This window comes from Nocardia sp. NBC_00403, assembly GCF_036046055.1.
Lineage (GTDB): Bacteria > Actinomycetota > Actinomycetes > Mycobacteriales > Mycobacteriaceae > Nocardia.
The window spans coordinates 7,603,863-7,629,042 of sequence record NZ_CP107939.1 but is presented as its reverse complement, the minus strand read 5'-3'; the positions used below and the strand labels follow the sequence as shown (position 1 = coordinate 7,629,042).

The following is a 25,180-nucleotide window of genomic DNA, read 5'->3' as shown; positions in this document are numbered from 1 at the left end:
CAATCCGCGCTGCTGCCTGCTCCGGGTCCTACGTCGACGAGGCGCGCAGGGCGCGGCGAGCCGCGATCGAGCCGAAGGTTTCGCGGTCGGCGAGGAAGCCCTCCAGAGCGAAGGTCGCGGCGCCGAGGCTGGCCGGGTTGTGCCGGAGCGTGCACAGTTGCAGCGTCACCGCCTCGAAGGGGTCGGACATCGCGTGGTGTGCGGCGACGCGGCGGGTCACCTCGAGCAGCGGCGTGCCGAGGTGGTTGGCGACGAGGTCGCCGAAGACCATGGTGCGCGGGTTGAAGAGGTTCACCAGATTGGCCACGGCGACGCCGAGGTACTGGCCTGTCTTGTCGATGACCTCGAGTGCCACGCTGTCGCCGCGCGCCGCGGCCGCGGCGATGGCCGCGATGGTACGTGCATCGTCGCCGCTGATCAGCGGGCTGGATGGGGCGAGTTCGCGCAGGGTTTGCACGATGCCCGGTGCGCTCACGTATGCCTCGACGCAGCCGTTGCGGCCGCAGGAGCATGCGCGTCCGTCGAGCACGAGGTTGGTGTGGCCCCATTCGCCCGCGCTGTTGGTGACGCCGCGGTAGAGCATTCCGTCGATGACGACACCGATGCCGACACCGGCGCGCAGCGTCACGACGATCAGGTCGTCGACGTCGCGGCCCGCGCCGAACCACAGCTGTGCCGCGGTGCTGGCCTTGAGTGGGTTGTCCAGGTAGAGCGGGTGTGGCAGCCGCCGTTCGAGCAGTTCCTTGAGTGGGACGTTGTGCCAGTGCCAATATGGCGAGAACACCGAGACTCCGCCCTCGGGTTCGACGAGCCCCGGCACGCTCAAGCCGATGCCGAGCACCCGGTCGGCATCGCCCGCGGTCAGCTCGCCGATACCGCGGATGATCAGTTCGGCGACGTCGTCGGGCCGGGTGGCCGCGGGATCGACGGGGATCTCGACCGAGCGCAGCACCGACATGGCCAGGTCGAACAGGTCGAAATGGACGCTGGTTTCCGCGATGTCGACACCGATGAGAGTGCCGCGCACGGGATTGATCGCAAGACGGGCCCGCGGTCGGCCGATGCCGGGAGCGTCGTAGCCGAGTTCGGCGAGCACGCCGACGTCGAGCAGCTCGGCGATCATGTTGCCGACCGTGGCGAACGACAGTCCGGTGGCCTGTGCGATCTCCTGCCGGCTGGTATGGCCGTCGGCGGCATAGACCGCCTGTAGTACGCAGAACCTGTTACGGCGTCTGATGTCGCGCGCGGTCAGCTGGTACACGGTCGGGCCCACTCCTTCCGATGATGTGGCAAACATACCGGACTACTTCGGCCAACAGTATTTACAACAGTTATCCGAAGTCCTACTGTAACCCGCATCACTATGCGACGCCGCTGTGCGTCAGATCACGTAGGAGTGCTCATGTCCTCGACTCACCGACGCCCTTGGGCCAGCGCCGTGCTGTGCGGGGTGGCGCTGGCACTGGCAGCGACCGCCTGCTCATCGGGCAAGGAGACCGGCTCACAGACGAGCGGGCCACAGCACAACACGGGCACGATCAGCCTGGTGTACGCCCAGAAGCAGGGCGACCAGGAGTACTTCATCGGCGAGGCGGAGGGCGCCAAGGCCAAGGCCGCCGAACTCGGTGTCGAGCTGAAGGTGGTCAACCTTGGCAACGACGCGAACAAGGCGGTCACCGAGGTCAACAATGCGGTCAACCAGAAGGCGAGCGGCGTGATCGTCGTCGTCCCCGATCCCTCGGTCGGGCCGCAGGTCGCGCAGCTGACCAAAGCGGGCGGCGTCGCGCTGCTGACCTCCGACGACCAGGTCTGCACCAGCGGACCGGACCCGTCGAAGTGTGCCAAGGATCAGCTCGTGCCCCGGGTCGGCTTCAGCGGCGCCCAGATGGGCGCCGCGGTCGGGACGAGGGCCGGTCAGGACTTCAAGAAGGCCGGATGGAAGCCGGAAGAGACCGCGATCATCGACGCCTGGAAACAGGACGTGACCGTCTGCACCGACCGGGTAAACGCCAACCAGAAGGCATTCCGGGATGCGGCGGGCGTCGACGTCCGGGTGATCGAGGTCGGCACCGACAACACTCCGTCGGACGCGCAGAACAAGATCTCCGCGACGGTCGCGGGCAACAGGTCGGTCAAGAACTGGATCGTCATGGGCTGCAATGACGAGAACGTCAGTGGTGGTGTCGCCGCCATCCAGAACTCCGGATACGTCGCGGACAATGTGCTCGGTGTCGGCCTCGGCGCGTATCTGGCGTGCAAGGAATGGCGCGGTGGCAAGCCGACCGGCTTCAAGGCTGCACTGTTCATCAATGGCAAAGACGTGGGTGCGCTTGCGGTGCAGACGATCTACGACTACCTGAAGAACGGCAAGCCGATGCCTGCCGAGGCGTTCGCGCCGACCACGATGGTGGATTCGAGCAACTGGCAACAGGCGGGCGTCACATGCAGCTGACGGGATTGCGTGTGACCGGGGTCGGCAAAAGCTTCGCCGGGGTCCCCGCCCTGCGCGAGGTGAGCCTGGACTTTCCGGCAGGCGCGGTGACGGCCCTGATGGGGGAGAACGGCGCGGGCAAGTCCACCCTCATCCGAATTCTCGGCGGCGATCACCGACCGGACAGCGGCACGCTCGAACTCGATGGCGCGCTGTTCGAACCGGCCACCCCGGCCGCCGCGCGGGCGGCCGGGATCCGGGTGATCGCCCAGGAGCCGGAGATCGTGCCGCACGTCTCGGTCGCCGAGAATGTCTATCTCGGATCGCTGCCGCGCCGTGCGGGCCGCCTTGTCGACCGGGCGGCGTTGCGTGAGCGGGTGCGCGCCGACCTGGCCAGGCTCGGCTTCGACCGCGACCTCGATCCCGGTGCCCTCGGTTCGAAGCTGACCGCCGCGCAGCGTCAGCTGGTAGAGATCATGCGGGCATTGACCACCGACGCCAAGGTGATCGCGTTCGACGAGCCGACCTCGTCGCTGTCCGAGCACGAGACCGAGTCACTGTTCGCGCTGATCGGCCGGTTGCGGGAACGCGGCCTCGCGGTGATCTACGTATCGCACCGGATGCAGGAGATCTTCCGGCTCGCCGATCGGGTGGCGGTACTGCGTGACGGTGCGGTCGCGGGCGTGCGGTCGACCCGTGAGACCACCGACCGGGAGATTGTCAGGCTGATGGTCGGCCGCGACCTGTCCACGCTGTTCACCCGCAAGCGCCACGCGCCGGGCCCGGTCGTGCTCGAAGCCGACGCGGTGACCACCGACGACGTGCGGGAGGTCAGCCTGCAGGTGCGGGCCGGTGAGGTGGTCGCGCTGGCCGGGCTGGTCGGCGCAGGCCGGTCCGAGCTGGCCGGGGCGCTGGCCGGAGATCTGCCGATCCGCTCCGGCGAGGTCCGGGTGGACGGCAAACCACTGCGGCTGCGCCAGCCGCGCGATGCGGTGCGGGCCGGGTTGGGTTACGCGCCGGAGGAGCGCAAGGCCCAAGCCCTGCTGCTGCATCGCGGTGTGCGCGACAACATTTCGCTGGCGATGCTCGACCGCTTGCGGCGCTGGCGGTTCATCCGGCGCGGCGCCGAGCGGCGCCTCGCCGAGCAATACGTGCACTCGCTGCGGGTGCGGACGCCCTCGATCGAGCAGGAAGTGCGCAAGCTGTCCGGTGGTAACCAGCAGAAGGTGGTGCTGGCCCGCTGGCTGGCCCGCAAGCCGGCGGTTCTGATCTTGGACGAGCCGACGCGGGGCGTCGATGTCGGCGCCAAGGTCGAGATCTACCACGTCATCGAGGAACTGGCCGAGTCCGGGGTTGCGGTGCTGGTGATCTCCTCGGAGCTACCCGAAGTACTCGGTCTCGCCGACCGGATCGTCGTCATGCAGCATGGCCGCGTCACCGGCGAACTCGACCGCAGCGAGGCCAGCGAGGAAGCGATCCTCGCGCTGGCCATGGCCGAAGACCTGACGTCGCACACATCTCGAGGAAACCGATGACCGAACAACAACTCGCACTCGCCGCGGAACCCGCGGCCACCGACACTCGACCACCGACGCTCCGCTATACCGCCGCGCTCACGCCACGAAACCTGGTGCGCGCGGTCGGGACCGGCAACCTCAGCCTGATCGGTGCGCTCGTGGTGATCGTCGCGATCTTCGGCTGGCTCAACGATGGGTATCTCGATCCGGCGAACCTGGCCGGAATCGGTGATGCGGTGACGGTTTTCGGTCTGCTCGCCGTGGTGCAGACCGTCGTGATCATCTGCGGTGCGCTGGACATCTCGGTCGGTTCGCAGGCCGGTGTCGCCTCGGTGATCAGCGCGATGGCGTTCACCGCGACTGCGAGCAACGCGTTACTGGGTGTGCTCGCCGCGATCGGCGTCGGGCTGGTGCTCGGCTTGGTCAACGGCGTGATCATTGTTTACGGACGGGTCAATCCGGTGATCGCGACGCTGGCGACATTGGCCGCGTACAAGGGCCTCGCCCAATTGATTTCCGGCGGCAAGGCCCAGGGCTTCGTGCTGGACAACGACGTGTTCATCTTCCTCGCCAGGGGCAAGGTCCTCGGTCTGCCGGTGCCGGTGATCATCCTCGCGATCGTCGCATTGGGGGTGCACGTCCTGCTGAAGTACACCGACATCGGCCGCAATATCTATGCGATCGGTGGAAACGACACCGCCGCAAGACTTTCCGGCATCAACATCAATAAGTATCTGATCGCGGTGTACGTACTCGCGGGCGTGGTCGCCGCGATTGCCGGGATCATCCTGACCGCGCGCACCGGGTCCGGTCAGCCGGTGTCGGGCAGTGAAGGACTCGAGCTCAAGGCGATCACCGCGGCGGCACTCGGCGGCTGTGCACTCAAAGGCGGCAAGGGCACGGTTGGCGGCACTCTGCTCGCGGTCGTGCTGCTCGGCGCGCTGGACAACGGTCTGAATGTCGTTGGTGTCAACACCTTCTGGCAGAACGTCGCCCAGGGATCGCTGTTGGTGGCTGCGGTCGTCATCCAGCAGCGCCGCAGCGGCGAACGCGCCGTCGGACTACCGACCTGACCGTTTGCCATGTTCTGCCGACCGGTGGCGATCACCGTTGCCGTCGGCCAACCGAGATATCGGGAGCGAAACCATGATCATGTTGCGCGCGCATCCGTGCGGCCCGCCGCCGGGGCGGTTGTGCGAAAGTCCGGTGTGGGACAGCCGCACCGAAGAAGTGCTGTGGGTGGACATTCGCGGCGGCCACGTCCACCGCGCGCGGCTGACCCTCGGTGACAGCGGTCCGGATCTCGCCCACCGATCCACGATCGGGCTGGACCCTCCGGTCAGTGCGGTGGTGCCGTGCGCATCCGGTGGACTGCTCGTGACCGCCGGCGCGACCTTCTACCGAATCGAGGCCGACGGCACCGTCGACCGAGTCGCCGCACTGTCGTTGCCGGACGATGGGATTCGGCGGCGCCTGAACGATGCGAAGGTCGACCCCAGGGGAAGACTGCTCGCAGGCACGATGTCCGAGGACGGTGTCGAGGGCAGCGCTACTCTCTACCGACTGGACCCGGACGGCACGCTCGGCATCCTGCGCGCCGGGGTGACGATCTCCAACGGGCTCGGCTGGAGCCCGGACGGCGCTATCCTCTACTACGCCGACAGCCCGACCCAGCGCATCGATGCATTCGAATATGACCTTGCCACAGGCACTTTCGGTGGCAGACGGCCGTTCGCCCGATTCGACGACGGCGATCCCGACGGACTGACCGTCGACACGGACGGTCGCGTGTGGGTGGCGGTCTGGGGTGCCGGCCAGGTTCGCGCTTTCGACCCCTCCGGGCGGCAGTGTGCCGTCATCGACGTCGGCCCGTCGCAAGTGTCCAGCTGTGCTTTCGTGGGGCCGGATCTGGATGTCCTGGTGATCACCACCGCCGCCGAGGGACCGGCCGCGCTCGAGCCCGACGCCGGTCGTTTGTTCGTCTGCACGCCTGGCGTGACCGGTCTGCCCGCCACCCCATACGCCGACGCGGGGTTGGTGAGATCCGATGTCCGATAGCCCCTTGAATCTCGACACGCCGATCATCGCGATCCTGCGTGCCCCCACGGCCGCGCGGTTCGCGGAAGTCGCCGCCGTATTGCACGAATCCGGCATCACGGCAGTGGAATTCACCCTCACCTCCGCGGGCGCGCTCGATGCGCTGCGCGACTGCGCGGGATCGGGCCACCCCATCGGCGTCGGCTCGGTGCTGAGCGCCCGGGACGCCGCCCGAGCGGTCGACGCGGGTGCGGCCTACCTGATCACCCCGATCGTCAGTGCCGAGGTCATCGCCGAGGGCCGCCGACTCGGCGTCCCGGTGATCTCGGGTGCATTCACCCCCACCGAGATTCACTACGCGCGAGCGGCAGGCAGCACCATGGTCAAGGTCTTTCCCGCCTCGGTGGGCGGGCCCGAATACCTCCGAGCCATCCGTGCGCCACTGCCCGACATCCCCTTGGTCCCCACCGGCGGCGTCGGTCTCACCGATATCGAGGCATACCTGGATGCGGGCGCCGCAGCCTTGGGGATGGGTTCGCCGCTCATCGGCGATGCCTGTGCCGGTGGCGATCTCGACGCGCTGCGTGAACGCGTATCGGTCGTGCGGGAGCAGTTGTCATGACCGTCGATTCGCTCGGTCGAGGGCACCTCGGTTCCGCGCGTGCCGGGGGCGGTCTCGGTGGGTCGCGCTTCCGGATGTTCTGTCGACCTGGGGAAGCTCTCGGCAAGGTGCGTGTCGGTCGCGCGTTCATCGGTTTTGCCTGTGCCGGTGTCAGCCTCGCGCATTCACCGGATCGGGTATACCGCGCCGCGGGGAGGTTGTCGATGAGGGACAACTTGCCCGTTGCGACGCACATCGAACTCGCCTGTGCCGGAGGCGAGTTCGACGTGTGCTGCGACCGGGCGCCCGTCGAGAGGGACCAGTTGTCATGAGGGGCAATCTGGTAACTCTCGGCGAAGCTGTCGGCGTCGTCGCCGCCACCGAGCCGGGGCCGTTGGCGCCCGGCGCGACCATGCGGATGGACTTCGCGGGTGCGGAGGCGACGGTGGCCATCGGCGTCAGCAGGCTCGGCCACGACAGTGCCTGGGTGGGCACGGTCGGGGACGACGCGGTGGGCCGGATGGTGCTGGATCGGTTGCGGGCCGAGCGGGTCGATGTCTCGCGGTGTCGAACCGATCCGGAGCTGCCGAGCGGACTGATGCTGCGCGAGCGGCGGACGGCCGATCGGATCGGCGTCACCTATTACCGCAGGGGGCTGGCCGGGTCGCGGTTGTCGGCGGACGATATCGACCGTGCGCAGATCGCCGCGGCGCAGGTGCTGCACCTGACCGGGATCACGCCCGCACTGAGCGCGTCCGCGCGCGAGGCCGTGCACACGGCGTTGGACTGCGCTGTCGATTCCGGTGTGACGGTATCGCTGGACATCAACTACCGCCGCGCGCTGTGGTCGCCGTCGGAGGCCGCCGCGGAACTGGCCGAGCTGGTGTCGCTTGCCGACATCGTGTTCGCCGGACCGGAGGAAGCGGCCCTGCTCGTGTCCGCGGCGAGCGCGGCGGAAATGGCTGAAGCCCTTGCTGCGCAAGGTCCTTCGCAGGTCGTGCTCAAACTCGGCGCCGAAGGCGCGCTCGCGCTGCACGACGGCGAGCTGATCACGCAACCACCGATCGCCGTCACCAGCGTCGATCCGGTGGGGGCAGGCGACGCGTTCGTCGCCGGTTACCTCGCAGGCGTGCTCGACGGCAGGTCCGTCCGGCACCGCCTGGACCTGGCCGCGACCTGCGGCGCCTTCGCCGTATCGGTGCCGGGCGACTGGCAAGGCCTGCCACTGCGGCGCGAACTCGGTCTGCTCACCGGGGCCGACATCAACCGATGACCACGAAAGGAAGACCATTGAGTCGTCTGGCAGACCGGGTCGCGGTCGTCACCGGGGCCGCGTCGGGGATCGGTGCGGCCACCGCGCAGCGCCTCGCCGCCGAGGGCGCGGCTGTCGTCATCGCCGATATCGCCGAACCCGCGGGACAGGAAGTCGCGGCGAAGATCCGCGCCGCAGGCCAACGCGCCGAATTCGTCGGGTGCGACGTGTCGGACGAAAGGTCGTGGATCGAGCTCCGGGAACGCGTCACCGAGCGCTTCGGGCCGCTGGACTTCTTGTGCAGCAACGCATCCATGCAGGCCACCGTCCCCGCACACGAGCTGACCCGGCAGCAGTGGGACGAGGGTCTCGCGATCAACCTGACGCCGCTGTTCCTCGGTGTGCGCACCTTCATCGACGATCTGCGCGCTCGGCGCGGCAACGTGGTCGCCGTCTCCAGCGTGCATGCCCACTTCGGGCTTCCCGGCTATCCGGTCTACGCCGCGGCCAAGGGTGGGCTGACCGCCCTGGTCCGGCAACTCGCTGTCGAGTACGGACCGTCCCGAGTGCGGGTCAACGCCATCCTCCCCGGACCCGTCCTCACCCCCGTGTGGGATGACGTGGACGCCGAGGGCCGCAGGCTCTCGGCACAGGCTACCGTCCTGGACCGGCTCGGCGCCCCGGAGGAGGTCGCGGCCGCGGTCGCCTTTCTCGCCTCGGACGACGCGTCCTTCATCACCGGAACCAACCTGGTCGTCGACGGCGGCTGGAGCGTACGAAAGGAGTCCCGGTGAAAATCACCGCACTCACCACCTACCTGGTTGCGCCGCGCTGGTGCTTCCTGCGCATCGACACCGACGAGGGCATCACCGGTTGGGGTGAGCCGGTGATCGAGGGCCGCGCGCACACGGTCGCCGCCGCGGTCGACGAACTGGCCGACTACCTCATCGGCCAGGACCCGATGCGCATCGAAGCGCACTGGCAGGTGCTCACCAAAGGCGGCTTCTATCGCGGTGGACCGATCCTGTCCAGTGCGGTCGCCGGGATCGACCAAGCGCTGTGGGACATCACGGGAAAGGCGCTCGGGGTACCGGTGTGGCAGCTGCTGGGCGGCGCGGTCCGCGACCGGATCCGGGTGTACAGCTGGATCGGCGGTGACCGGCCCGACGATGTCGCACAGGCCGCGCTGGAACGAAAGCGACAGGGCTTCACCGCCATCAAGATGAACGGATCGGCCGAACTGGAGTTGATCGACACGCCACGGGCTACCATGGCGATCGTGGAGCGGGTAGCCGCCGTGCGGGAGGCGACCGGCGACGACTTCGATATCGCCGTCGACTTCCACGGCCGGGTTTCCATCCCCATGGCACGGCGCGTGCTGCCGCTGCTCGAGCCCTACCTGCCCTTCTTCGTCGAAGAGCCGCTGGTACCGGAGGCGAGCAGCCAGATCGGCGAAATCACCCGCGCCACAAGCATTCCCATCGCCACCGGCGAGCGACTGTATTCACGGTGGGACTTCGACACCGTGCTCGACCAAGGCATCGCCGTGATCCAACCCGACCTCTCGCACGCAGGCGGCATCTCCGAAGTCCGCCGAATCGCCGCCTGCGCCGAGACCCGCGATATCGCCCTCGCCCCGCACTGCCCACTCGGCCCCATCGCGCTCGCGGCCTGCCTGCAGGTCGGCTTCGCCACCCCGAACCTGCTCATCCAGGAACAAAGCCTCGGCATTCACTACAACACCGGATCCGACCTGCTCGACTATCTCCTCGACCCGGCCGTTTTCGCCTACCGGGACGGCTACGTCGACCTGCTCGAGGCGCCCGGCCTCGGCATCCGGATCGACGAACAGGCGGTCGCCCGCGCCGCCGAGCACGGCCACCGCTGGCGAAATCCGGTGTGGCACCGCAAGGACGGTTCCTTCGCCGAATGGTGACCGGTTAAGCCGGGGTCTGCGCCAGGTCCGGCAACGGCTCGGGCGCGAACTCCGGAATGTCGCTCAGGCCATCGATACCGAGTTCCGCGCGCGTCGCGTTGATGACCGAGCGTTCCTCCTCGACGGTCCGCGCGATCGCCTTCGTCCACAGGGTGAGAACGGCCTGCATTTCCTCGCCGGTCGCCTCGTCGTCCATCTCGATCTTCAATCGCTGCAACGTGATATTCCGGGCGGCGGTCAGGGTGCGCAGCAGATCTTCGCAACGACTGGGGATCTCGCGATCCGACAGCACGCGAAGTTTGTTGATGAGCCCGCCGCGTCCCCAGATCGTCTGCTCGATGTCCTCGCCGATTCTGTCGATGTCGTCGCTGCCCCCGACATTCCAGCGGTGGCAGGCCGACAGCTGCTGTCGAACCTCGGTGGCGACGGCCAGCACGGAGCTGACGGTCGTCAGAATCGTTTCGCGCCGCCACATTTCGTGTCCACGCTGTTCGGCGGCGGTATTGGTCAGTTCGACGGTGCGCTGCGCGGCCGCGAGTATCACCTGGTTCCGCTCGTCTGCGGCGGCGATCGCGCCGCGATTGGTGCGATTGTTGATCACCACACCGATAAGCGCCACACCGGCGACGACCAACGAACTGAGGAGCGGAAGCCACGGAGTCACGGGTAGATCATTGCATCACGGGGTAGCGGGGCCGTCTGATCGGCCGGTAATGCCGAAGGGCGACCGATTGATTCCGAGGAATTGGCTCGGCTCGAATCCGCGATCGACGCGCGGTTGCGTACCGAAGGACCATTGCACTGCGGACTGCCGCTGACGGTCATCGTGACCGAATGATCGGCAGCTGCGCCACGATGTCGGCGAGCAGCTCGGCCCGGGCCTGCCAGTTCGCACCGGTCAGCGGTGTCGTGGCCGGAAATATGCAGCGGCGGTGGCTGTTTCATGCGTCGCCAGTAGTGGCGCACCGTTCCGATATGCGATATCGCGCTGTCCCGGAAGATGATCCGACGGTCACCACCGAACGGTCGACGAGCGCGGCCAGGTTCGCGAGCGCCGCGGCATCGGATTCGGCCACCGCCTCGGCGGCCTGCCAGGTGAAACCGCCCTCGAAAGGGCACAGCCGCAACAGCAGTGCCTTGTCCGCATCGCCGAGTTGCGCGACACTCCATTCGATCGCGGCGGTCAGCGAGACGTGGGGTGACAGCGATTACAAACGTCGCAAGCGCCAGCTGGATTCGATCGCGAGTGGTGCGTCGGGGGTGACAAGGCGCGGCAGTGTGTCGAGGCCGTTCGGCGGACCCGACTGCGGTTCGACGCACACGGCCTCGTCCGTCATGTCGAAGACGACGACCCACTGCTCGGGGCTTGCGATGTTCAGCTCCAGGAACTCCGGCCAGACCAGGGTGACGTCGACGCCGCTCGGCATGCCGAAGCAATCGTCCCAAGGGCCGGGGCGCGGTTCGATGCGCTGACCCGTCGGCAGATAGTCCGATCCCCGCTCTTCCTGCCAGTCCGGCGAAAACTCGATGGCGACGCCCGTCCTGCCGGGCACCGGGTTGCGGTTGAACCACGGATGCCACCCGGCCTGTGCCGGAAAGGCGTCGGCATCTGCGGTGATGCCCATAGTCAAGGCAACCGAGTCCGGTGTGAGCGCGAAGGATTGCGTCACTCGGCCCGCGAACGGCCATGGCGCCGCGAGCTCCTGGGTCAGGACGGCCTCGGTGCCGGAGGTTCGAGTCACCTTCCAGGGTCGATCGCGGACGGTGCCGTGGATGGCGTGCGGTGCGGCGTTCAGCGGGAGTTGGTGGACCACCGACCCGTTGGTGAAGCGCCCGTCGCGGATTCGGCCACACCACGGGGCCATGGGAAAGCAACCGAACGTCGCGCCCTGCCGCAGCAGCTCGACGTCGTCGACGGTGAAGCTGCTGATCCGTCCGCCAGTGCCCGCTGACACTGTCAGCCGAACATCGCCTGCCGTGAGCGTGATGTCGTCAGTGGTCATCCCTGGTCAGGTCCTTTGTCTGCAGCGACTGTGGGGCATGTGCCCGAATGCGAATGGACGCTAGTGGGTCCGCGCCGGCTTCGCGTGGTGTTCCGGGCGCGACCGCCGAGGTGTGCGTACCGAATGCCTGCGACCCCGACTCTGCCGCAGAAGCGTAAGGGGACTTTTTGATCCGAACCGTCGGTGTGACTATCCCTGCGCGCTGGCGCCATCGAATTGCCGGACTGCGCAACGGCAGTCGGTCCGGCAACCAGCGTCGGACCGAGCGGCGCGCTCCGGCTAAGATTCGATCGGAACAGTCCGCCTGCCGAGATAGGGCGCGCGCTGCCCACGAGCCAAGTAGGCTCACTGTGTCGAATTGTGTCGCGACAGCGAAAGATTGGTTTTCCGTAAGGGGGAACAGTGGACGCGCTGAAGCTCGACCCGGCGGTGCTTGCCGCCTACACCACGATCGCGAATACGGTCTCGCAACAGCTGGCGTCCGCGTCGGCGGCCGCGGCCGGTGCGATGAATCCGGAGCAGTTGGCCACCGATCTCGGGCTGGTCGGCGCCGGATTCGCAGCGCGATTCAACGAAGCGGTAGCCGAGCACACGCAGGCGCTCTCGACCGCGGGCCAGCTGGTTGCCGCCTACGGGAAGGTGCTGCGTGACTACAACAAGGACACGCACACCGTCGATACCGACACCGCGGGTGCCATTTCCCAGGCAGGGGAGGCGCTGACATGAGAACCATGAGCAGCCTGATGGGTTTGCGCAGGCGAGCGGCGACGACTCCGGTCAGCACGCCCGCAGCCACTCCGACGCCGACCATGGACCCGGATGTCGATCCGCCGATCGTGGCCGCGCTTGTGCAGCCGTTGCTGTCGTTGCGCGCCTCGCTCGGCACCGGTGTCGCCATCCCCGACAAGGCCATCACCAGTGCGTTGGCCGCCGCCTCCACCCAGGTGGCCGACACCGAGGCCCCGCAACGCGAAGGCCTGCACGCGCTGGAATCGTCGTGGGAATCCACCGGCGCCGACGCCGCGGTGCCCGCGCTGCGCACCACCAGAACCGAGATCGGCGAAATCTCCGACCGGGGACCGGCATACCTGTCGGTGCTCGGTGACGCGCACGTCACCAGCTCCCGCGCCGCGCGGCGAGTGGACCAGATCATCGAGGACTTCCGCAAGGACGCCCGGGTGATCATGGGCAACGCGGCCTCGGCCCCGGACACCGATGCGGTGATCGCGCGGGCGACCCAGGCGCTGCGGGATGCCGTCACCACGGTCACGGCCGCGCAGACGGAAATGGACGGCCACACCCGGCGTCTGGACGAAATGGGACCGCTCACGGTCACCACACCGGCGGGCGTCGCGGCCAACCAGAGCACCGCCCCCGGACAACTGGTGCCCGACGCCACCACTCCGGCTGCGACCGGGCAGCCCTTGGATCCGGCCGCAGCGGCGCAGCTGCAATTGCAGCAGCAGTTGGTCTCCGCGGGCGTGCAACTCGGCACCGCGGCTATCAGCGCGGGAGTCGACATCGGCACCCACCTGATCGACAAGATCGTCGAGGTCGGCACCCACGCCATGGACACCGTGGCCACATCGGTCGACAAGGCGATTCCCGAGCTCATCCACCCCGGCAGCACCACCGGCGGCGGCACTGCGGGCAGCGGCACCTCGACCACTCCCAGCGGCACACCGCTGTTCGATTTCGGTGGTGGAGCGCCGAAGCCGACTCCGGTACCGGGGACCGGCGCGGTGATTCCGCCTGCGCAGAACGGTTCCGCCGCGAGCGGGAAACCCGACACCAAACCGGCTCCCGCGCCGGCGGAGGGGACGAATCCCTCGACGGACGCGCCGTTGCCGAAACCCCCTGCGCCCGCTGGCCAGCCAGGTGTCACGGGCGGGTTGGCGTTGCCGCCGCCGCCCGGATCCGGCGATCAGGAGCACAAGCCTCGTGACGGTCAGCTCGGCGTAACCGTTCCGACCGGCGCGGAAGCAGTCCCGGCCGCCGTTATCGGCGACTTCGACGATTTCGGCGATGACACGCTCTGATCCCGGCGACTCGAGCAACGATCAAGGACAGGCCAACCCATTCGATACCGGCCTGCCCATGTTGCGCCTGCCTGCCAAGCCACCGACGAAGCGGCGTCGGCCCTCGGCTCGTCGCTCTTCGGGCGCTGAGCTGACCCCGGAGGTGGACGTGCCCGAGCAGCGACCGGACCCGAACCCCGGCCCGACACCGAGTCCGTCGGAGCTATCCGGCGACTGGAAACATTGGCTGGACGCGCCGAGCCCTGCCGAGGAATTCCCGGATTCGGCGGTCGAGCATGGTGGATATCCGATCCACGACGCGGACACCGAATCCGACCGCTACGACGAGCCCGGTGAGCTGTTGCCGACGCTGGTCGACCGATCCGGCGGAAATCCCGGCCCCAGACTGCGCCACCCGCCGCGACGTCAGGAGCAAACGGGCGGCAGCAGACTGCTCGCGGTATTGATCGTGTTCGGCATCGTGGTGGCGATCTCCGCGGTCGTGCTGATCGCGGTCAAGAGTTCCGGCAAGCACCAGCCATCGGTCGCGGCGACAAGTCCGGTGTCGAAGGCGACTTCGGCGTCGAGTGCTGTTACGCGTACCTCGGCAACCGCGGTGCCCGGGGACCGGTCGCCCGCGTTCGCGACCCCTGGTTGTGAGGAGCGCCGTACCCCGGATGTGGTGTCCGGCACCGACCCCGGCGGCACCAGCGACGGCCCCTCCGCGATCCTCGCCTTCGAACGCGCCTACTACGTGCAGCGCTCCGGCTCCGCGGCCCGCGCCGTTGTCGCCGATGACGCCGCCGTCCCGCTCGCCGAGCAAATCCAGCGTGGTATCAACCAGATACCCGTCGGCACCCTGTACTGCGTGCTGATCACTCGAACGGCCACCGGCGTCGGCGACGGCCAATCGCACTGGGAGGTCCAGCTGACCCAGCAGCATCCCGGGCAGCAACCGCAGACCTTCACCCAGATCATCACCACCCGCACCGCCGCCAACCGGACCTTGATCGTGGCGATCAACGCCGCCTGAACCGAGGTCGACCGGCGCGACGGCGCGCCCGCCGGAAAGCCTTGGCGCGCAACATGGTCGATGCACGAGGCGGCCCGGACGCGGTGCTGATCGTGGGCGGGCACCCCCAGTGCACCACCCTGCGTGACGCCGTACAGCCGCTCCAGCCGGTGTCTCTGGGCAGACCCCGGCCGGTCGCCGAGCCGAAAAGACCGGAGCACGGCGAGGTCAGTGGGAGTCCGGTCTGGGGATATGGATGCCGGCGGCGCGGAGTCTGGTCTCGAACAGCGCAGCCGCCCGCGTCGTGGCCGGTGTCTGCTCTTCGCCGTGGCGGGCGATCAGCGTGTACCGGGTCGCGGTGTCGGTGCGGGCTTGCAGGGCGGTCACGATTTTCAGGTGTGCGGGGTTGGCGAGGTAGTGGTCGGCCATGGCGGTGGCGAGCTCGGCGATGCGGGGGTCGTCGGGTTCCCAGGCCGCGGCCTCGGCGGCGCGCTTGATCAAGGCGACGTACCGGGGGTCGTCGAGGGCGTGTTCGAGATGGGTGAGGTAGTCGTCGAAGCCTTCTGGGACCAGGGCCTTGGCCAGCACCCAGCCCTCCCGGGCGTTCGCGACCTCGTCCGCAGGAAAGCCGAGGTCGGCCATCCGCTCCAGCAGCGCTACGGCGCGGTCGCCCAGTAGCGCCCGGTCGCCGTCGCCGAGCCGGTGCAGCGTGTGACGTCGCGCGATCAACTCCTCGATCCGTTCGGTGAGCTGCCGCTCGACGTCGGCGAGTGCGGCGGCGAACAGTGTGGCGTCGACGTCGACCAGGGACCCGATCTCGGCCAGCGGCACCCCGGCAGCGGCCAGCGTCCGGACCCGCACCAACCGCAACAACTCGGCCGATCCATAACGCCGGTATCCGGAGTTGTCGCGTTCGGGCTCCTCGACCAGGCCGAGCTTGTGGTAGTGCCGCACCGTCTTGACCGTGACGCCGACGAATGCCGCCGCCTGCCCGATCGTGACTCCGTTCCTCATCTGCTCAGCCTTCCGTGTGTTCGAGCCGCCGCTCTACTAGATGATGTTCAGCGCAACGGCGATGGTGCCGAACAGTTCGTGAAATGAATCGGAAAGTGCCCACCCAGCCGGGCAGAACTCGAGGGACGGGCCTGATGAGATTCCGCCGGTGTTCAGTCCGTCGCGGCCTGCTCACCGCAGAACACCTCGTTGACGAGCCTCTGCTGGGCGTTCTGGAATGCTGTTGCGATGGACAGTTCGGCATCGTCCACGCAGTTCAGCGCGGCGGTCAGGGTCTTGCTGCCGTCAGGTGTGCTGTACATCAGCGCTGCGTGGCCCACGGCGGCGCCGTTGTGGGAGATGACGGTGCCGCCGCCGTCCGTGGTCACCACGAACACTCCCAGGCCGTAGTCCATGTTCGGGATGCCTGTCGGGTGCGGGCTGCACATCTCGGCCAGCAGCGGGGCGGGCAGGAGCTTGCCGCTCATCAGCGTGGAGATGAACGTGTGCAGGTCCTGGGTGGTTGAGATCATGTCACCACCGGTGGAGATCCAGGAGGGGTTCTGGCGGGTGATGTCGACCGTCTTCTGCTCGCCGGCGTCGTCGTAGCGGAAGTAGGCGTGGGCGTGCGGCTCGGGGAGCTGCGGCGAGGCGTCCGGCACCACGGTGCCCGACAACCCGAGCGGGCCCAGGATCAGCCGTTGCATCTCCTCGGCGAGCGAGCGGCCGGTGACCTTCTCGATCAGCAGCCGGGCCAACACGTAGTTGGTGTTGGAATAGCTCCAGCCCGTCCCCGGCTCGAACCGCGCCGGCTTGGACAACGCCAACTCCACCAGCTCCTGCGGCCGATAGGTCTTCAACCGGTTGTCCATCCACTCCGTGCCCGCGGGGCCGTAGGGCATGGGGATTCCCAGCACCATCGTCCCGTCGTCGTAAACCTCGCCGGTGAAGTTGAACAATCCGCTGGTGTGCTGCAACAGCATTCGCACCGTGATCCGCCGGTCCAGCCCGAACTCGGGCAGGTACTCGGTCACCGGGGTATCCAGCCCGATCTTGCCCTCGGCCACCAGCTGCAGCACCAGGGTCGCAGTGAAAGTCTTGGTGTTGCTGCCGATCCGGATATGCCCGTCTACCGGAGGCTTCGCGGTCCCGCCCAGCTCCGCCGCCCCTGCGCTGCCGACCCACTCGCCCCGCTCATCGTGCACGCGCAGCGACACCCCGACGAAACCGGAATCGACGATGTCTTCGATGGCCTTCTGAAGTTCCGGGTGATCCTGGCCGACAGCGGGCATCGGCTCGGCCCCGCTGTCCGAGGCCGAAGCGGCGTCGAGGGCTGAGGTGATCTTGCGGGCCATCTCGGCCGTGGTGGTGCTGGGCTTGTCCGGGTGAACGGGAGCGGCTTCGAGGGCAAGGATGATGGTGCTGCGAAAGTTGTCGGCTTCTGCCGGAACTTGCTTGCCGAGCAGGTTCATGGCCGCGGTCAGGGCCGGCAGTACCCGGTCGGCGAGTTCGGCGATGGTTTTGCCTTTCAATTCGATGTCCTTGGTCTTCGCGGCGAGTACGTGCCCGACCAGACCGGTCGCCGACGTCAAGGCGATGGAGGCATTCGTGGCGGCCTTGTGGGGCGAGCCGGCGGTGGCGGCCATCAGCGACACGGCGCCGTACGCGGCGGTCCGCAGGGTGCTCTTGTCCTGGTCGGAAAGGGTGATGGACATGGTGGTTTGCTCCTCAAATCTGTTTTGTCCGGTCGGCGTCGTGCCGCTGCGACGAGCTTCCACCCTGACCCAAGGTCAACCTCAACCATGATCTAGATCACAGCCACTCCTTCTTTGGAGTTGGACAGCTTCGGGAGCAGGACGCCGTCACCGGGCTGCAGGTGGTGCTGACCACGCGGCCCCTCCACCATCCACCGCATCATCAGCGGAGCCGCACCACGGGCATAGTCATCGCGCGATTGCCGCTCATGACACCTTCTTCTGCCGGCGAGTCCACGAAACACCCTCGACTAGGCGGCATCTCGAACATCGTTGGATTTTCGGCGACTACTACCGGAACACCCACTGAGCGCCGGGCTGCCAGGTATCGGCATGGCAGACACGAGGGCGGGAAGGGGCAGCGCATCATGAGGATTGACCATGGCGCTGTCGCAGGGGATGGTGGGCTGATGAGCGGCGAAGAGGTCCGTGCGGGTGTGAAGCTGACCAATCTCGACACCCCGCTGTTCGACGGCGCGGAGGCGACCAAGCGGGATCTGATCGACTATCTGGAAGCAATCGGGGATCGGCTGGTGGGACAGCTGCACGATCGGCCGCTTTCGGTGCTGCGGATCCGGCCGGGGCAGGAACCCTTCATGCAGAAGAACCTGCCGAAATACACCCCGGACTGGATGCACCGCGTGACGATGTGGGCCGACAGTTCCAAACGCGAAGTCACCTATGCGCTGTGCGACGACGTGCGCACACTGCTGTGGTTCGGCAACCAGCGTGCGGTGGAGTACCACACGACGCTGCTGCTCGCGGAGTACGAGAAAGGTCCGACGCATCTCGTTCTCGACCTCGACCCGCCGCCCGGCCAACCGTTCCGGCAGGTCGTGCTCGCCGCCGAGCTGATCCGTCAGGCGCTGGACAACGACGGGCTCGCGGGCGCGGTGAAAACCAGCGGCGCCAAGGGCTTGCATGTGTTCGTCCCGCTCGTGCCCGGCATACCCATCGAGGACGTCGCCGCGGCGACCCGCGCGATCGCCGCGCGTGCCGAGCGCATCGATCCGATACTGGCCACCACCGCGTTCATTCGTGAGGACCGCGAAGGCAAGGTTTTCCTCGACTCGACGCGCGCGGGTGGCGCGACCGTTGTCGCCGCCTACAGCCCGCGGATACGACCGGGCACGACGGTGTCGTTCCCGCTCGGCTGGGCGGACCTCGGCGACATCGCCCCGGGTGATTTCACCATCCACACCGCACCCAAGCTGCTCGGCGATCGCGACCCGTGGGCAGCGAATATGCCTGCGCCGCAAGCGTTGCCCGCGGATCTGATCGAGGAGGGTCACACCATCCCGATTGCCAGAGTTCAAGCGATGCACGAAGGAAAGCGCCGCGCCCGCGCGCGGCGCAGTTAGTCCGATTCGATCTCAGGCCGAGTTGGCGTTCATGCTCTTCGACACGCTTGCGCTCAGGGTTCCAGAAACAGCCTCTCATTAGGTAGCCTCGCCAACCCCGCCGTGTCGCCGGGGAGCATGTTCACCGCATCCATGTAGTGGCGTGCTCGATGGTCTTCCGCGAATCTCAGTGCAGCGGTCAGGCAGGCGGCGAAGTCCATCCGGACACCGTGTAGGAACACACTCAGATGGACGTCCGTCTCATCCGGCCTCGGGGAAACGTTGGCGCTCATGGTGTCTCCGCGTCTCGAACACTGGTCGGGTTGAGCGGGATTGCTTCGGTTTTGTCGAGGTTGTCGTTCAGCTCGGGCCACCCGTCTTCGTCAACGGCGGCGAATCCTTGGCCCGTGATGTAGACGGTCGGCCGACTATCCGCGGGAGCTAGCTCGAGCTTGCGTGCGGTGTCCTCGTGGAAGACCGCGAGCAGCGCCTGTACGGATGGGGCAATCTCGCCGGGTGGCAGGTACAGAATCGGGTCGGACATCGGTTTACACTCTGACCGGTTTGCCGACGTGAGTGCTGTCAGACCAGGTGATCCCCAATACGTGACGGTCATCGACCACCCGGACACCCGTCCATGGGCACCGTTTCAGCCGATCACCGCCCGTATGCATCTCGATTCCGTGGTCGATCAGTGACACCCATTTCAAACAGAGGCGCTCAGGGCAGCTCACCTTGATCAGCGCCCCGTCGAGATCGAATTCTGAACCAGCGCAATGAGACAGGTTGATCCATGGCCCACAGTCGTTGTCAGGCATGTGATACCGCCCGTACTCGGCCCGGTCCTACGCATGCGCGAACCGATTCGATGACGAGGAGGCCGGAGGGGCGGAAGGTGTCATGTGGTGGTTCGATCCATTGCCTGATCGCTCCGGATTGTGTGGTCGGTGACGGTAGCGCCACTGTTCCGCCGTCGCGGATGACGGATATGTTGTGCCGGAACAGATCAGCGAACAGCGGCACATCGTCGGGTACGTCGGGTCGGATCAAGAAGGTCCATCTGTTCGATCGTGGGTGCGACAGGATCGGACCGATCGCGGCTCCGCGTCGACTCATGTCGTGTTTGACTGCCTGGCCCAGTGGTGCGGGCATCGTGAGCCCTCCGACGTGTGTGGCTTTCATGATGATGCGGCCCAGGCTCGGCGGATCGATGGTCGCGGGCAGATCGCATACCCGCTTGTAGAAGACGCAGCGGGATATGGGGGTATCACCGAACGGTATGTGGTCCATCGGGTTTGGCCTCTGCTCAGTTCGACAGTGGGTTAGGTGCGCCTGGTGCCACGGACTCGAAAGCCCGGCGCAGGCTTGGAATCTGTGGTGATGGGCGGGCCTGCCCATTCCCGTAGCGCGGTTGTGAAGCGATCGATCACGTCGGTTGTTGCGCCGACGTAGGTGACAGGTGGACCGGTGAGTGGAACTCGTTGCGGGAGATGGTTGTTCAACATCCGCCGACCTCCGGGCATCGATTGCGGCTGTAGGTGAGCCCGGCCCCCTGGATGCCACCATGCCTAGCTGGGCGCGAGAGAGAGCTGAGAGAAGGGAGGAAACATCTCTGCCGGACACATCTAGAACACCGCAGCAACACGCCTGTCCGCAAGGTTCTAACAGAAACGTTTCACTAAAAACGTACGTAGTTTTAGTTCAGGCGGCATTCTGGTTTCAACTGAAACCGAACTGGAAGGCGGCACTCAGTGACAACCGATTCCACCGTTGCCCGGCGACTGCTCGGCATACAACTGGAGGAGCTTCGGGAGAAGTCAGGCATCACCATTGGCGAGTCCCCGATATCGAGTCCGCCCGGTAGTAGAGCCGGGTGGTATTCGATCCAGGTTCAGTTGATGTCGCAGGCCACGGGGTGGTGGGTGTGGCTGCAGCGGGCAGCGTACTCGGCCGGGGTGAGATAGCCCAGCGCCGAGTGACGGTGCCGCAGGTTGTGCTCGGTCTTGAAGTCGCCGATGACCACCCGGGCCTCGAGCAGGCTCGTCCAGTGGTTGCGGTTGAGGCACTCGGCGCGCAGCCGTCGGTTGAACGACTCGATGTAGCCGTTGTTCCACGGCGTCCCGGGCGGGATATAGGAGATACCCACCCGGTCGGCGCAGAACTGTTGCAGCGCTGCCGAAATCATCTCCGGCCCGTTGTCCATGCGCAGCACCAGCGGTGGGCCGCCTCGGGCGGTGAACACCTTCTCCAGCTCGGTCACGAGCTTCTCGGCGGTGATCGAGCGTTCCACGAGGTGCAGCACCGACTCGCGGGTGTGCTCGTCGATCATCGACGCGATCTTTACCGCCTTGCCGTCGACGGTCGAATCGAACTGGAAATCCAACGCCCACACCACTTTTGGTGCGTCGGCGTCGATCCTGGGCGCCGAGGAGGCGCCGGCCCGCTTGCGTGGTGAGTGCGCCCGCACCTGCAGCCCCTCGTCTTTCCACAACCGGTGCACCTTCTTCTTGTTCACCTCCCGGCCGTCGTCGTGGCGCAGCGCGGCCCAGGCACGGCGAAACCCATGGCCGGGATGTTTCGTGGCATAGGCGCGCAGCCAGGCCCGCAGATCGGCGTCCGGATCGGCCGGGGTCGCCGCGACCGGGATACGCCGGTAGGTGGCTCGGGCGAGCCCAACAACCTTGCACGCGAACCGTTCCGACAGGCTCTGAACTTCTCTGAGCATGTCCACGGCGCGGCGCTTGGCAGCCGGGCCTAGAATTTTCCCTTCGCAATCTCCCGCAACGCGTCCTTCTCCAACTCCGCATCGGCCAGCAGCCGCTTCAACCGCGTGTTCTGCTCCCGCAACTCCTTGAGCTCCTTGGCGGCGTCGGTGTCCATGCCACCGAACTGGCGGCGCCAGTTGTACAGCGTCGCCGCCGACACTCCCAACTCGGCCGCGATCTGTTCGCCGGTCTTGCCTTCCGCGGCCAACTCATCGGCGCGGCGCAGCTTGCGCACGATGTCCTCTGCGGAATGCCGCTTCCGACCAGCCATGTCACTCATCGTCCCTTCCAGCCCTCACCAGGGCCAACAGGACTCTAATATCAAGCGGTCTCATTCATTGGGGACGGGCCACCATGGCCGACGCTGCCGCGTCGATTTCCATAGGGAAGTCAACGCTTTGGAAGATCGAGACCGGCCAGCCCGTTCGGCTGAATCCGGTCCTTCTGAACCACCTGTGCCAGCTGTACGGTGCTACACCCAAATCCACCAAGGCACTGCTCGGCCTCGTCGACGAAACCAAAACGCGTGGTTGGTGGCACTCGTTCACGGACCAGATACCGAAAGATTTCGGACTGTTCGTCAGCCTGGAGGACGCTGCCACACATCTGACCTCGTACCAGACCACGTTCTTGCCTGGTCTGTTGCACACGAGAGAGTATCGACGGGCGCTGAGCTGGACGGAGTTCCCACACAAGCCCTCCGATGAGACCGAGCGGCTTCTGGATGTCGGTATGAAGCGGCAGGCACGTCTGACAAGCCCGGAGAACCGGATCACGCTGAACGTGCTCGTTGATGAGTCCGTCCTCCGCCGCATGACCGGCAGCACCGAGGTAATGGCCTCTCAAATGCGTCATCTTATCGAAGTCGGTCAGTTGCCGAACGTGTCCATCCGCGTGGTTCCATCGACGGTCGGCACCTATCGCGGTCTGATCGTGGGCTCATTTGTGCTCTTGGAGTTTCCACCGCATCCCAAGGCAGACCTGACCATGCCTCCCGTGGTGTACGTACAGGGCTTCACTGGCGACCTGTACCTGGAAAAACCCGGGGAAGTCGACCACTATCGTGGAGCTTGCGCCGATATCGAGCGATTGGCGTTAGACGAGGATGCGAGCCGCGCCCTCGTGCTCGACATTGCGAAGGAGTATGCCCCGTGAACGTAGACCTGTCCGGCGCGAAGTGGTTCAAGAGCCGCCGGAGCACCGCATCAAAGGATTGCGTAGAGATCGCGCATCTGGACGGGGGCATGGTCGGTGTGCGGGACTCCAAGCACCCAACCGGCCCGGCGCTCGTCTTCACTTCTAGCGAGTGGGATGCCTTCACCTCACGCGTTCACGACGGCGAGTTCGACCGCCCCTGAATCCGGCGAAGCCCGGTTGTAGGGTGTCAAAAGTCGTGTTCTCCAGAATCCGTGTGCCTCATGAGACTCACACGCCCTCTGGCCCTTGGTCGTCTTTGATCCAGAACATGCCGCGGCCCGACTCCGCAGGCGCGCGCACCTCGCGTGGTTCGACCCTGTCGAGCCGGTATCCGAGTCGACGGGGGACCGCGGCGCTACGAATGTTGGCCTCGTCGCAGTGAATTTCAACGTGGTCGATGCCAGGTAGGGCTAACGCGATTCGAGTCAGCGCGGAGGCGGAGCGGGTGATCACTCCTCGGCCGGTATGCGCGACATGGCACCAGTAGCCGATTTCCAGCGTGCGCGGGCCGACGCGGTCGTGGATTCCGATCGCACCGAGGACGGCCCCCTCGACGTCGAAGATGCCGTAGTTGCAACTTCCGTCGGGGCTGGGCCAGCTCCTCGCCATCGCATCGCTCGAGGCGCGTTGCCGCTCGAGCGTCAGGGGTTCGGCGAGCCAGTCCATCCATGGATGGATGTGGTCGAAGGAGGCGGTGATCGCGTCGAATCGTGGCACCAAGTCCTCGGGCTGCCAACTACGCAGCAGCAGGTCGCCCAGGTTGATCTGCTGAGGCGGCGCGATTCCTGGCGCAAGCGCGGCCGGTCGCTCGGTGTTCATCTTCGGATGTTGGCAGCTGATCCGATGTGGGGCAACGCAATAACGCCGACAGGGCACGCTGACATGAACCGCCCGAGAGGACCCAGCTGACGGGGCCTCCATGAGACAGTCTCGAACGCTGAAAGAAGTCGTGGCGGAGTCTCGGAATTTTTGGCGGTGACGTGGCGGATCCGCCGTGATTTTGACTCCCCGCACTGACCACTTGGTGGATGTTCTTCGCCAGTTACGGTCCAGTGCAGGAGGATTCGGATTGATGTGTGCTGCGGCGCCGAGGTCTCTGCGATCGGTTGCTGCCGATGCTGTACAGCTGGCATTCCGTTGCTCCGACGACGATGCCGAGGAGGTCCGGGCGTTTCCGGACGTGAGCGCCGACCAACGCCACAACATCCCCCTGCGCCGCCGACACGGCTTCGGCAGCCGCAGAACACAATCCGTCCACGCCCTCGGCCCCGGCGCTGCGGGCGCTCAGTCGCCGTCCACGCCGGTGCTCGGGGCTGCAGTCGAATCGTCCAGGCGAACACGCACCGTGACCCGCCCGCGCTCATCACGATGTGCGAGCGCGTGACCACGCCGGTCGCCGCCCTCGAGGTGCAGCGTGATCGGGCCGCCTTCATCGGTGAAGTTGCGCCACCAACTCTTTCGATCCGGGAGTGCGACCCCGATGACGATCGAATCGCCGGAACGGCGGTAGTTCACGGGCGTGCTGAAGGTTTTGCCCGAACGGCGGCCTACGTAACTGATCTCGACGAAGCTCTTGCGCATGAGCGACCCCACCACGGGTGCATTCGTCAAGGTCAGCATCACCGTGTTGAAGCCGTTCACGAAAGATTTCGCATTCACCGAATGCCTCCTGGTACAGCCTGGATAACGGTCGATCTCACTTTACCGGCCATCCATGACACCGGCGCTCGGCGGCGGTTGGTGCATCCAGGCGCGACCAGATCTCGGCCGGATTCTGCTGAGCCCCAGCGCTGTTCAGCGGCATCCCGGACCTGGCAATCTGCCGGATTCGATTGATTGCCCGCCCTCGCTGGATCAACTCGACAAGATCGGCGTGGTCTGCGCGGACTCGATGAGCCAGCGGCCGTCCTGTTCGACGACCACATAGGTGAGCCGTCCCGCCGACGCGGGCAGCGCGTCGGCGTCCGCCCGCTCGTCGAAGACGTTTTTGACGCAGGCCACGATCGCGACGTCGTCGCGAACGAAATGCACGTCGTCGACCACGATCTCGGTGCGCACATCCGCCAGCGGGGAGGCCAGTGCCGCCGTCATCGCCGCGGACAGCGCGCCGATCCCACTCACCCGACGTCCACCGAAATTGACGATGTTCACCGTGCTGGTATGCAGCGGCAGGAACTGATCGGGATCGTTCTGATACTTCACGGCCTCCGCGACCAGCGTGTGAATGGCCGCGGTCGCAACCGCTTCGTCGAAGGTACCCATGGTGTCCGACTCCTTTTCTGTCGCACGATAGGCGCTGAGCCAGAATCCCGTTCCGCTCGCGA

At 66.5% G+C, this 25,180-nt stretch carries 25 protein-coding genes; 14 read left to right on the top strand and 11 right to left on the bottom strand.

Features of this window, described 5'->3' with window-relative positions; genetic code table 11:
• Nucleotides 1-28 precede the first annotated feature (28 nt).
• A complete protein-coding gene (locus OHQ90_RS34195; protein WP_328404658.1) occupies nucleotides 29-1,261 on the bottom strand; it encodes an ROK family protein in 1,233 nt (410 codons plus the stop codon).
• A 141-nt stretch (nucleotides 1,262-1,402) separates the two neighbouring features.
• On the opposite strand from OHQ90_RS34195, the gene OHQ90_RS34190 reads away from it, so the two are divergent.
• The 8 genes from OHQ90_RS34190 to dgoD all read left to right on the top strand — a co-directional run bounded on the left by OHQ90_RS34190 (nucleotide 1,403) and on the right by dgoD (nucleotide 9,774).
• Nucleotides 1,403-2,452, top strand: a complete 1,050-nt coding sequence (locus OHQ90_RS34190; protein WP_328404656.1) for a substrate-binding domain-containing protein — start codon at nucleotides 1,403-1,405, stop codon at nucleotides 2,450-2,452.
• Nucleotides 2,443-3,966 (top strand): sugar ABC transporter ATP-binding protein, encoded by a 1,524-nt coding sequence (locus tag OHQ90_RS34185; RefSeq protein WP_328404654.1) that lies wholly within the window; start codon nucleotides 2,443-2,445, stop codon nucleotides 3,964-3,966. The genes OHQ90_RS34190 and OHQ90_RS34185 overlap by 10 nt, the downstream gene beginning before the upstream one ends.
• Complete coding sequence (locus tag OHQ90_RS34180; RefSeq protein ID WP_328404652.1) at nucleotides 3,963-5,021, top strand: ABC transporter permease; 1,059 nt, start codon at nucleotides 3,963-3,965, stop codon at nucleotides 5,019-5,021. The genes OHQ90_RS34185 and OHQ90_RS34180 overlap by 4 nt, the downstream gene beginning before the upstream one ends.
• A gap of 73 nt (nucleotides 5,022-5,094) precedes the next feature.
• On the top strand, nucleotides 5,095-6,006 hold the full coding sequence (locus OHQ90_RS34175; protein ID WP_328404650.1) for an SMP-30/gluconolactonase/LRE family protein: 912 nt from the start codon (nucleotides 5,095-5,097) through the stop codon (nucleotides 6,004-6,006).
• Nucleotides 5,996-6,607 (top strand): bifunctional 4-hydroxy-2-oxoglutarate aldolase/2-dehydro-3-deoxy-phosphogluconate aldolase, encoded by a 612-nt coding sequence (locus tag OHQ90_RS34170; RefSeq protein ID WP_328404648.1) that lies wholly within the window; start codon nucleotides 5,996-5,998, stop codon nucleotides 6,605-6,607. The genes OHQ90_RS34175 and OHQ90_RS34170 overlap by 11 nt, the downstream gene beginning before the upstream one ends.
• A 307-nt stretch (nucleotides 6,608-6,914) precedes the next feature.
• Entirely contained in the window at nucleotides 6,915-7,859 is a 945-nt protein-coding gene (locus OHQ90_RS34165) for a sugar kinase (RefSeq protein ID WP_328404646.1), read from the top strand.
• A 17-nt stretch (nucleotides 7,860-7,876) separates the two neighbouring features.
• Nucleotides 7,877-8,632, top strand: a complete 756-nt coding sequence (locus tag OHQ90_RS34160) for an SDR family NAD(P)-dependent oxidoreductase (RefSeq protein ID WP_328404644.1) — start codon at nucleotides 7,877-7,879, stop codon at nucleotides 8,630-8,632.
• Nucleotides 8,629-9,774, top strand: coding sequence for a galactonate dehydratase (dgoD, locus tag OHQ90_RS34155; RefSeq protein WP_328404642.1), 1,146 nt, complete (start codon nucleotides 8,629-8,631; stop codon nucleotides 9,772-9,774). The genes OHQ90_RS34160 and dgoD overlap by 4 nt, the downstream gene beginning before the upstream one ends.
• Before the next feature lie 4 nt (nucleotides 9,775-9,778).
• Here the strand turns inward: dgoD and OHQ90_RS34150 are convergent, their stop codons facing one another.
• The 3 genes from OHQ90_RS34150 to OHQ90_RS34140 all read right to left on the bottom strand — a co-directional run bounded on the left by OHQ90_RS34150 (nucleotide 9,779) and on the right by OHQ90_RS34140 (nucleotide 11,777).
• Nucleotides 9,779-10,438, bottom strand: a complete 660-nt coding sequence (locus OHQ90_RS34150) for a hypothetical protein (RefSeq protein ID WP_328404640.1) — start codon at nucleotides 10,436-10,438, stop codon at nucleotides 9,779-9,781.
• 277 nt (nucleotides 10,439-10,715) lie between these two features.
• The gene (locus OHQ90_RS34145; protein WP_328404638.1) at nucleotides 10,716-10,901 is read right to left on the bottom strand and encodes a hypothetical protein; all 186 of its coding nucleotides are present in this window, start codon (nucleotides 10,899-10,901) and stop codon (nucleotides 10,716-10,718) included.
• 81 nt (nucleotides 10,902-10,982) lie between these two features.
• Nucleotides 10,983-11,777: an aldose epimerase family protein gene (locus OHQ90_RS34140; protein ID WP_328404636.1), complete on the bottom strand. Its 795-nt coding sequence runs from the start codon at nucleotides 11,775-11,777 to the stop codon at nucleotides 10,983-10,985.
• 402 nt (nucleotides 11,778-12,179) lie between these two features.
• Between OHQ90_RS34140 and OHQ90_RS34135 the strand changes: the two genes are divergently transcribed.
• From OHQ90_RS34135 to OHQ90_RS34125, 3 genes are read left to right on the top strand one after another with little or no spacing between them, the layout of a single operon-like run.
• Nucleotides 12,180-12,503 carry a hypothetical protein gene (locus tag OHQ90_RS34135; protein WP_328404634.1) on the top strand — a complete coding sequence of 108 codons (324 nt, stop codon included), beginning with the start codon at nucleotides 12,180-12,182 and terminating at the stop codon, nucleotides 12,501-12,503.
• Nucleotides 12,500-13,816: a hypothetical protein gene (locus tag OHQ90_RS34130; protein WP_328404632.1), complete on the top strand. Its 1,317-nt coding sequence runs from the start codon at nucleotides 12,500-12,502 to the stop codon at nucleotides 13,814-13,816. Before OHQ90_RS34135 ends, OHQ90_RS34130 begins: the two co-directional genes overlap by 4 nt.
• Entirely contained in the window at nucleotides 13,803-14,828 is a 1,026-nt protein-coding gene (locus tag OHQ90_RS34125; protein WP_328404630.1) for a hypothetical protein, read from the top strand. The genes OHQ90_RS34130 and OHQ90_RS34125 overlap by 14 nt, the downstream gene beginning before the upstream one ends.
• 207 nt (nucleotides 14,829-15,035) lie before the next feature.
• Here OHQ90_RS34125 and OHQ90_RS34120 read toward each other — a convergent pair whose 3' ends face one another.
• Both OHQ90_RS34120 and OHQ90_RS34115 read right to left on the bottom strand, forming a co-directional pair.
• Nucleotides 15,036-15,821: a MerR family transcriptional regulator gene (locus tag OHQ90_RS34120; protein WP_328404628.1), complete on the bottom strand. Its 786-nt coding sequence runs from the start codon at nucleotides 15,819-15,821 to the stop codon at nucleotides 15,036-15,038.
• A 152-nt stretch (nucleotides 15,822-15,973) separates the two neighbouring features.
• Entirely contained in the window at nucleotides 15,974-17,515 is a 1,542-nt protein-coding gene (locus OHQ90_RS34115; RefSeq protein WP_328404626.1) for a serine hydrolase domain-containing protein, read from the bottom strand.
• A 449-nt stretch (nucleotides 17,516-17,964) separates the two neighbouring features.
• On the opposite strand from OHQ90_RS34115, the gene OHQ90_RS34110 reads away from it, so the two are divergent.
• A complete protein-coding gene (locus OHQ90_RS34110; protein ID WP_328413303.1) occupies nucleotides 17,965-18,915 on the top strand; it encodes a DNA polymerase domain-containing protein in 951 nt (316 codons plus the stop codon).
• A 268-nt stretch (nucleotides 18,916-19,183) separates the two neighbouring features.
• On the opposite strand, the gene OHQ90_RS34105 is transcribed toward OHQ90_RS34110, so the two are convergent.
• Both OHQ90_RS34105 and OHQ90_RS34100 read right to left on the bottom strand, forming a co-directional pair.
• Nucleotides 19,184-19,438 (bottom strand): hypothetical protein, encoded by a 255-nt coding sequence (locus OHQ90_RS34105; protein ID WP_328404624.1) that lies wholly within the window; start codon nucleotides 19,436-19,438, stop codon nucleotides 19,184-19,186.
• 1,347 nt (nucleotides 19,439-20,785) lie between these two features.
• A protein-coding gene (locus OHQ90_RS34100) for an IS3 family transposase (RefSeq protein WP_442941243.1) occupies nucleotides 20,786-21,930 on the bottom strand; the annotation gives its coding sequence in 2 pieces (ribosomal slippage) (nucleotides 20,786-21,663 and nucleotides 21,663-21,930; 1,146 coding nt in all).
• 83 nt (nucleotides 21,931-22,013) lie between these two features.
• Between OHQ90_RS34100 and OHQ90_RS34095 the strand changes: the two genes are divergently transcribed.
• Both OHQ90_RS34095 and OHQ90_RS34090 read left to right on the top strand, forming a co-directional pair.
• Nucleotides 22,014-22,814 (top strand): helix-turn-helix domain-containing protein, encoded by an 801-nt coding sequence (locus tag OHQ90_RS34095; RefSeq protein WP_328404618.1) that lies wholly within the window; start codon nucleotides 22,014-22,016, stop codon nucleotides 22,812-22,814.
• Nucleotides 22,811-23,017, top strand: a complete 207-nt coding sequence (locus tag OHQ90_RS34090) for a DUF397 domain-containing protein (protein WP_328404615.1) — start codon at nucleotides 22,811-22,813, stop codon at nucleotides 23,015-23,017. The genes OHQ90_RS34095 and OHQ90_RS34090 overlap by 4 nt, the downstream gene beginning before the upstream one ends.
• A gap of 67 nt (nucleotides 23,018-23,084) precedes the next feature.
• Here the strand turns inward: OHQ90_RS34090 and OHQ90_RS34085 are convergent, their stop codons facing one another.
• The 3 genes from OHQ90_RS34085 to OHQ90_RS34075 all read right to left on the bottom strand — a co-directional run bounded on the left by OHQ90_RS34085 (nucleotide 23,085) and on the right by OHQ90_RS34075 (nucleotide 25,118).
• Nucleotides 23,085-23,675, bottom strand: coding sequence for a GNAT family N-acetyltransferase (locus tag OHQ90_RS34085; protein ID WP_328404613.1), 591 nt, complete (start codon nucleotides 23,673-23,675; stop codon nucleotides 23,085-23,087).
• 465 nt (nucleotides 23,676-24,140) lie between these two features.
• Nucleotides 24,141-24,515 (bottom strand): hypothetical protein, encoded by a 375-nt coding sequence (locus tag OHQ90_RS34080; RefSeq protein WP_442941242.1) that lies wholly within the window; start codon nucleotides 24,513-24,515, stop codon nucleotides 24,141-24,143.
• 195 nt (nucleotides 24,516-24,710) lie between these two features.
• Entirely contained in the window at nucleotides 24,711-25,118 is a 408-nt protein-coding gene (locus OHQ90_RS34075) for an SgcJ/EcaC family oxidoreductase (protein ID WP_328404611.1), read from the bottom strand.
• Nucleotides 25,119-25,180 lie beyond the last annotated feature (62 nt).

Excerpts from the sequence above, each read along its gene's own strand:
- OHQ90_RS34180 (WP_328404652.1), top strand. The coding sequence starts at position 3,963 with ATGACCGAACAACAACTCGCACTCGCCGCGGAACCCGCGGCCACCGAC.
- OHQ90_RS34075 (WP_328404611.1), bottom strand. The coding sequence starts at position 25,118 with ATGGGTACCTTCGACGAAGCGGTTGCGACCGCGGCCATTCACACGCTG.
- OHQ90_RS34130 (WP_328404632.1), top strand. The coding sequence starts at position 12,500 with ATGAGAACCATGAGCAGCCTGATGGGTTTGCGCAGGCGAGCGGCGACG.
- OHQ90_RS34095 (WP_328404618.1), top strand. The coding sequence starts at position 22,014 with ATGGCCGACGCTGCCGCGTCGATTTCCATAGGGAAGTCAACGCTTTGG.
- OHQ90_RS34190 (WP_328404656.1), top strand. The coding sequence starts at position 1,403 with ATGTCCTCGACTCACCGACGCCCTTGGGCCAGCGCCGTGCTGTGCGGG.
- OHQ90_RS34140 (WP_328404636.1), bottom strand. The coding sequence starts at position 11,777 with ATGACCACTGACGACATCACGCTCACGGCAGGCGATGTTCGGCTGACA.
- OHQ90_RS34085 (WP_328404613.1), bottom strand. The coding sequence starts at position 23,675 with ATGAACACCGAGCGACCGGCCGCGCTTGCGCCAGGAATCGCGCCGCCT.
- OHQ90_RS34170 (WP_328404648.1), top strand. The coding sequence starts at position 5,996 with ATGTCCGATAGCCCCTTGAATCTCGACACGCCGATCATCGCGATCCTG.
- OHQ90_RS34165 (WP_328404646.1), top strand. The coding sequence starts at position 6,915 with ATGAGGGGCAATCTGGTAACTCTCGGCGAAGCTGTCGGCGTCGTCGCC.
- OHQ90_RS34105 (WP_328404624.1), bottom strand. The coding sequence starts at position 19,438 with ATGTCCGACCCGATTCTGTACCTGCCACCCGGCGAGATTGCCCCATCC.
- OHQ90_RS34185 (WP_328404654.1), top strand. The coding sequence starts at position 2,443 with ATGCAGCTGACGGGATTGCGTGTGACCGGGGTCGGCAAAAGCTTCGCC.
- OHQ90_RS34115 (WP_328404626.1), bottom strand. The coding sequence starts at position 17,515 with ATGTCCATCACCCTTTCCGACCAGGACAAGAGCACCCTGCGGACCGCC.
- OHQ90_RS34110 (WP_328413303.1), top strand. The coding sequence starts at position 17,965 with ATGAGCGGCGAAGAGGTCCGTGCGGGTGTGAAGCTGACCAATCTCGAC.
- OHQ90_RS34125 (WP_328404630.1), top strand. The coding sequence starts at position 13,803 with ATGACACGCTCTGATCCCGGCGACTCGAGCAACGATCAAGGACAGGCC.
- OHQ90_RS34175 (WP_328404650.1), top strand. The coding sequence starts at position 5,095 with ATGATCATGTTGCGCGCGCATCCGTGCGGCCCGCCGCCGGGGCGGTTG.
- OHQ90_RS34120 (WP_328404628.1), bottom strand. The coding sequence starts at position 15,821 with ATGAGGAACGGAGTCACGATCGGGCAGGCGGCGGCATTCGTCGGCGTC.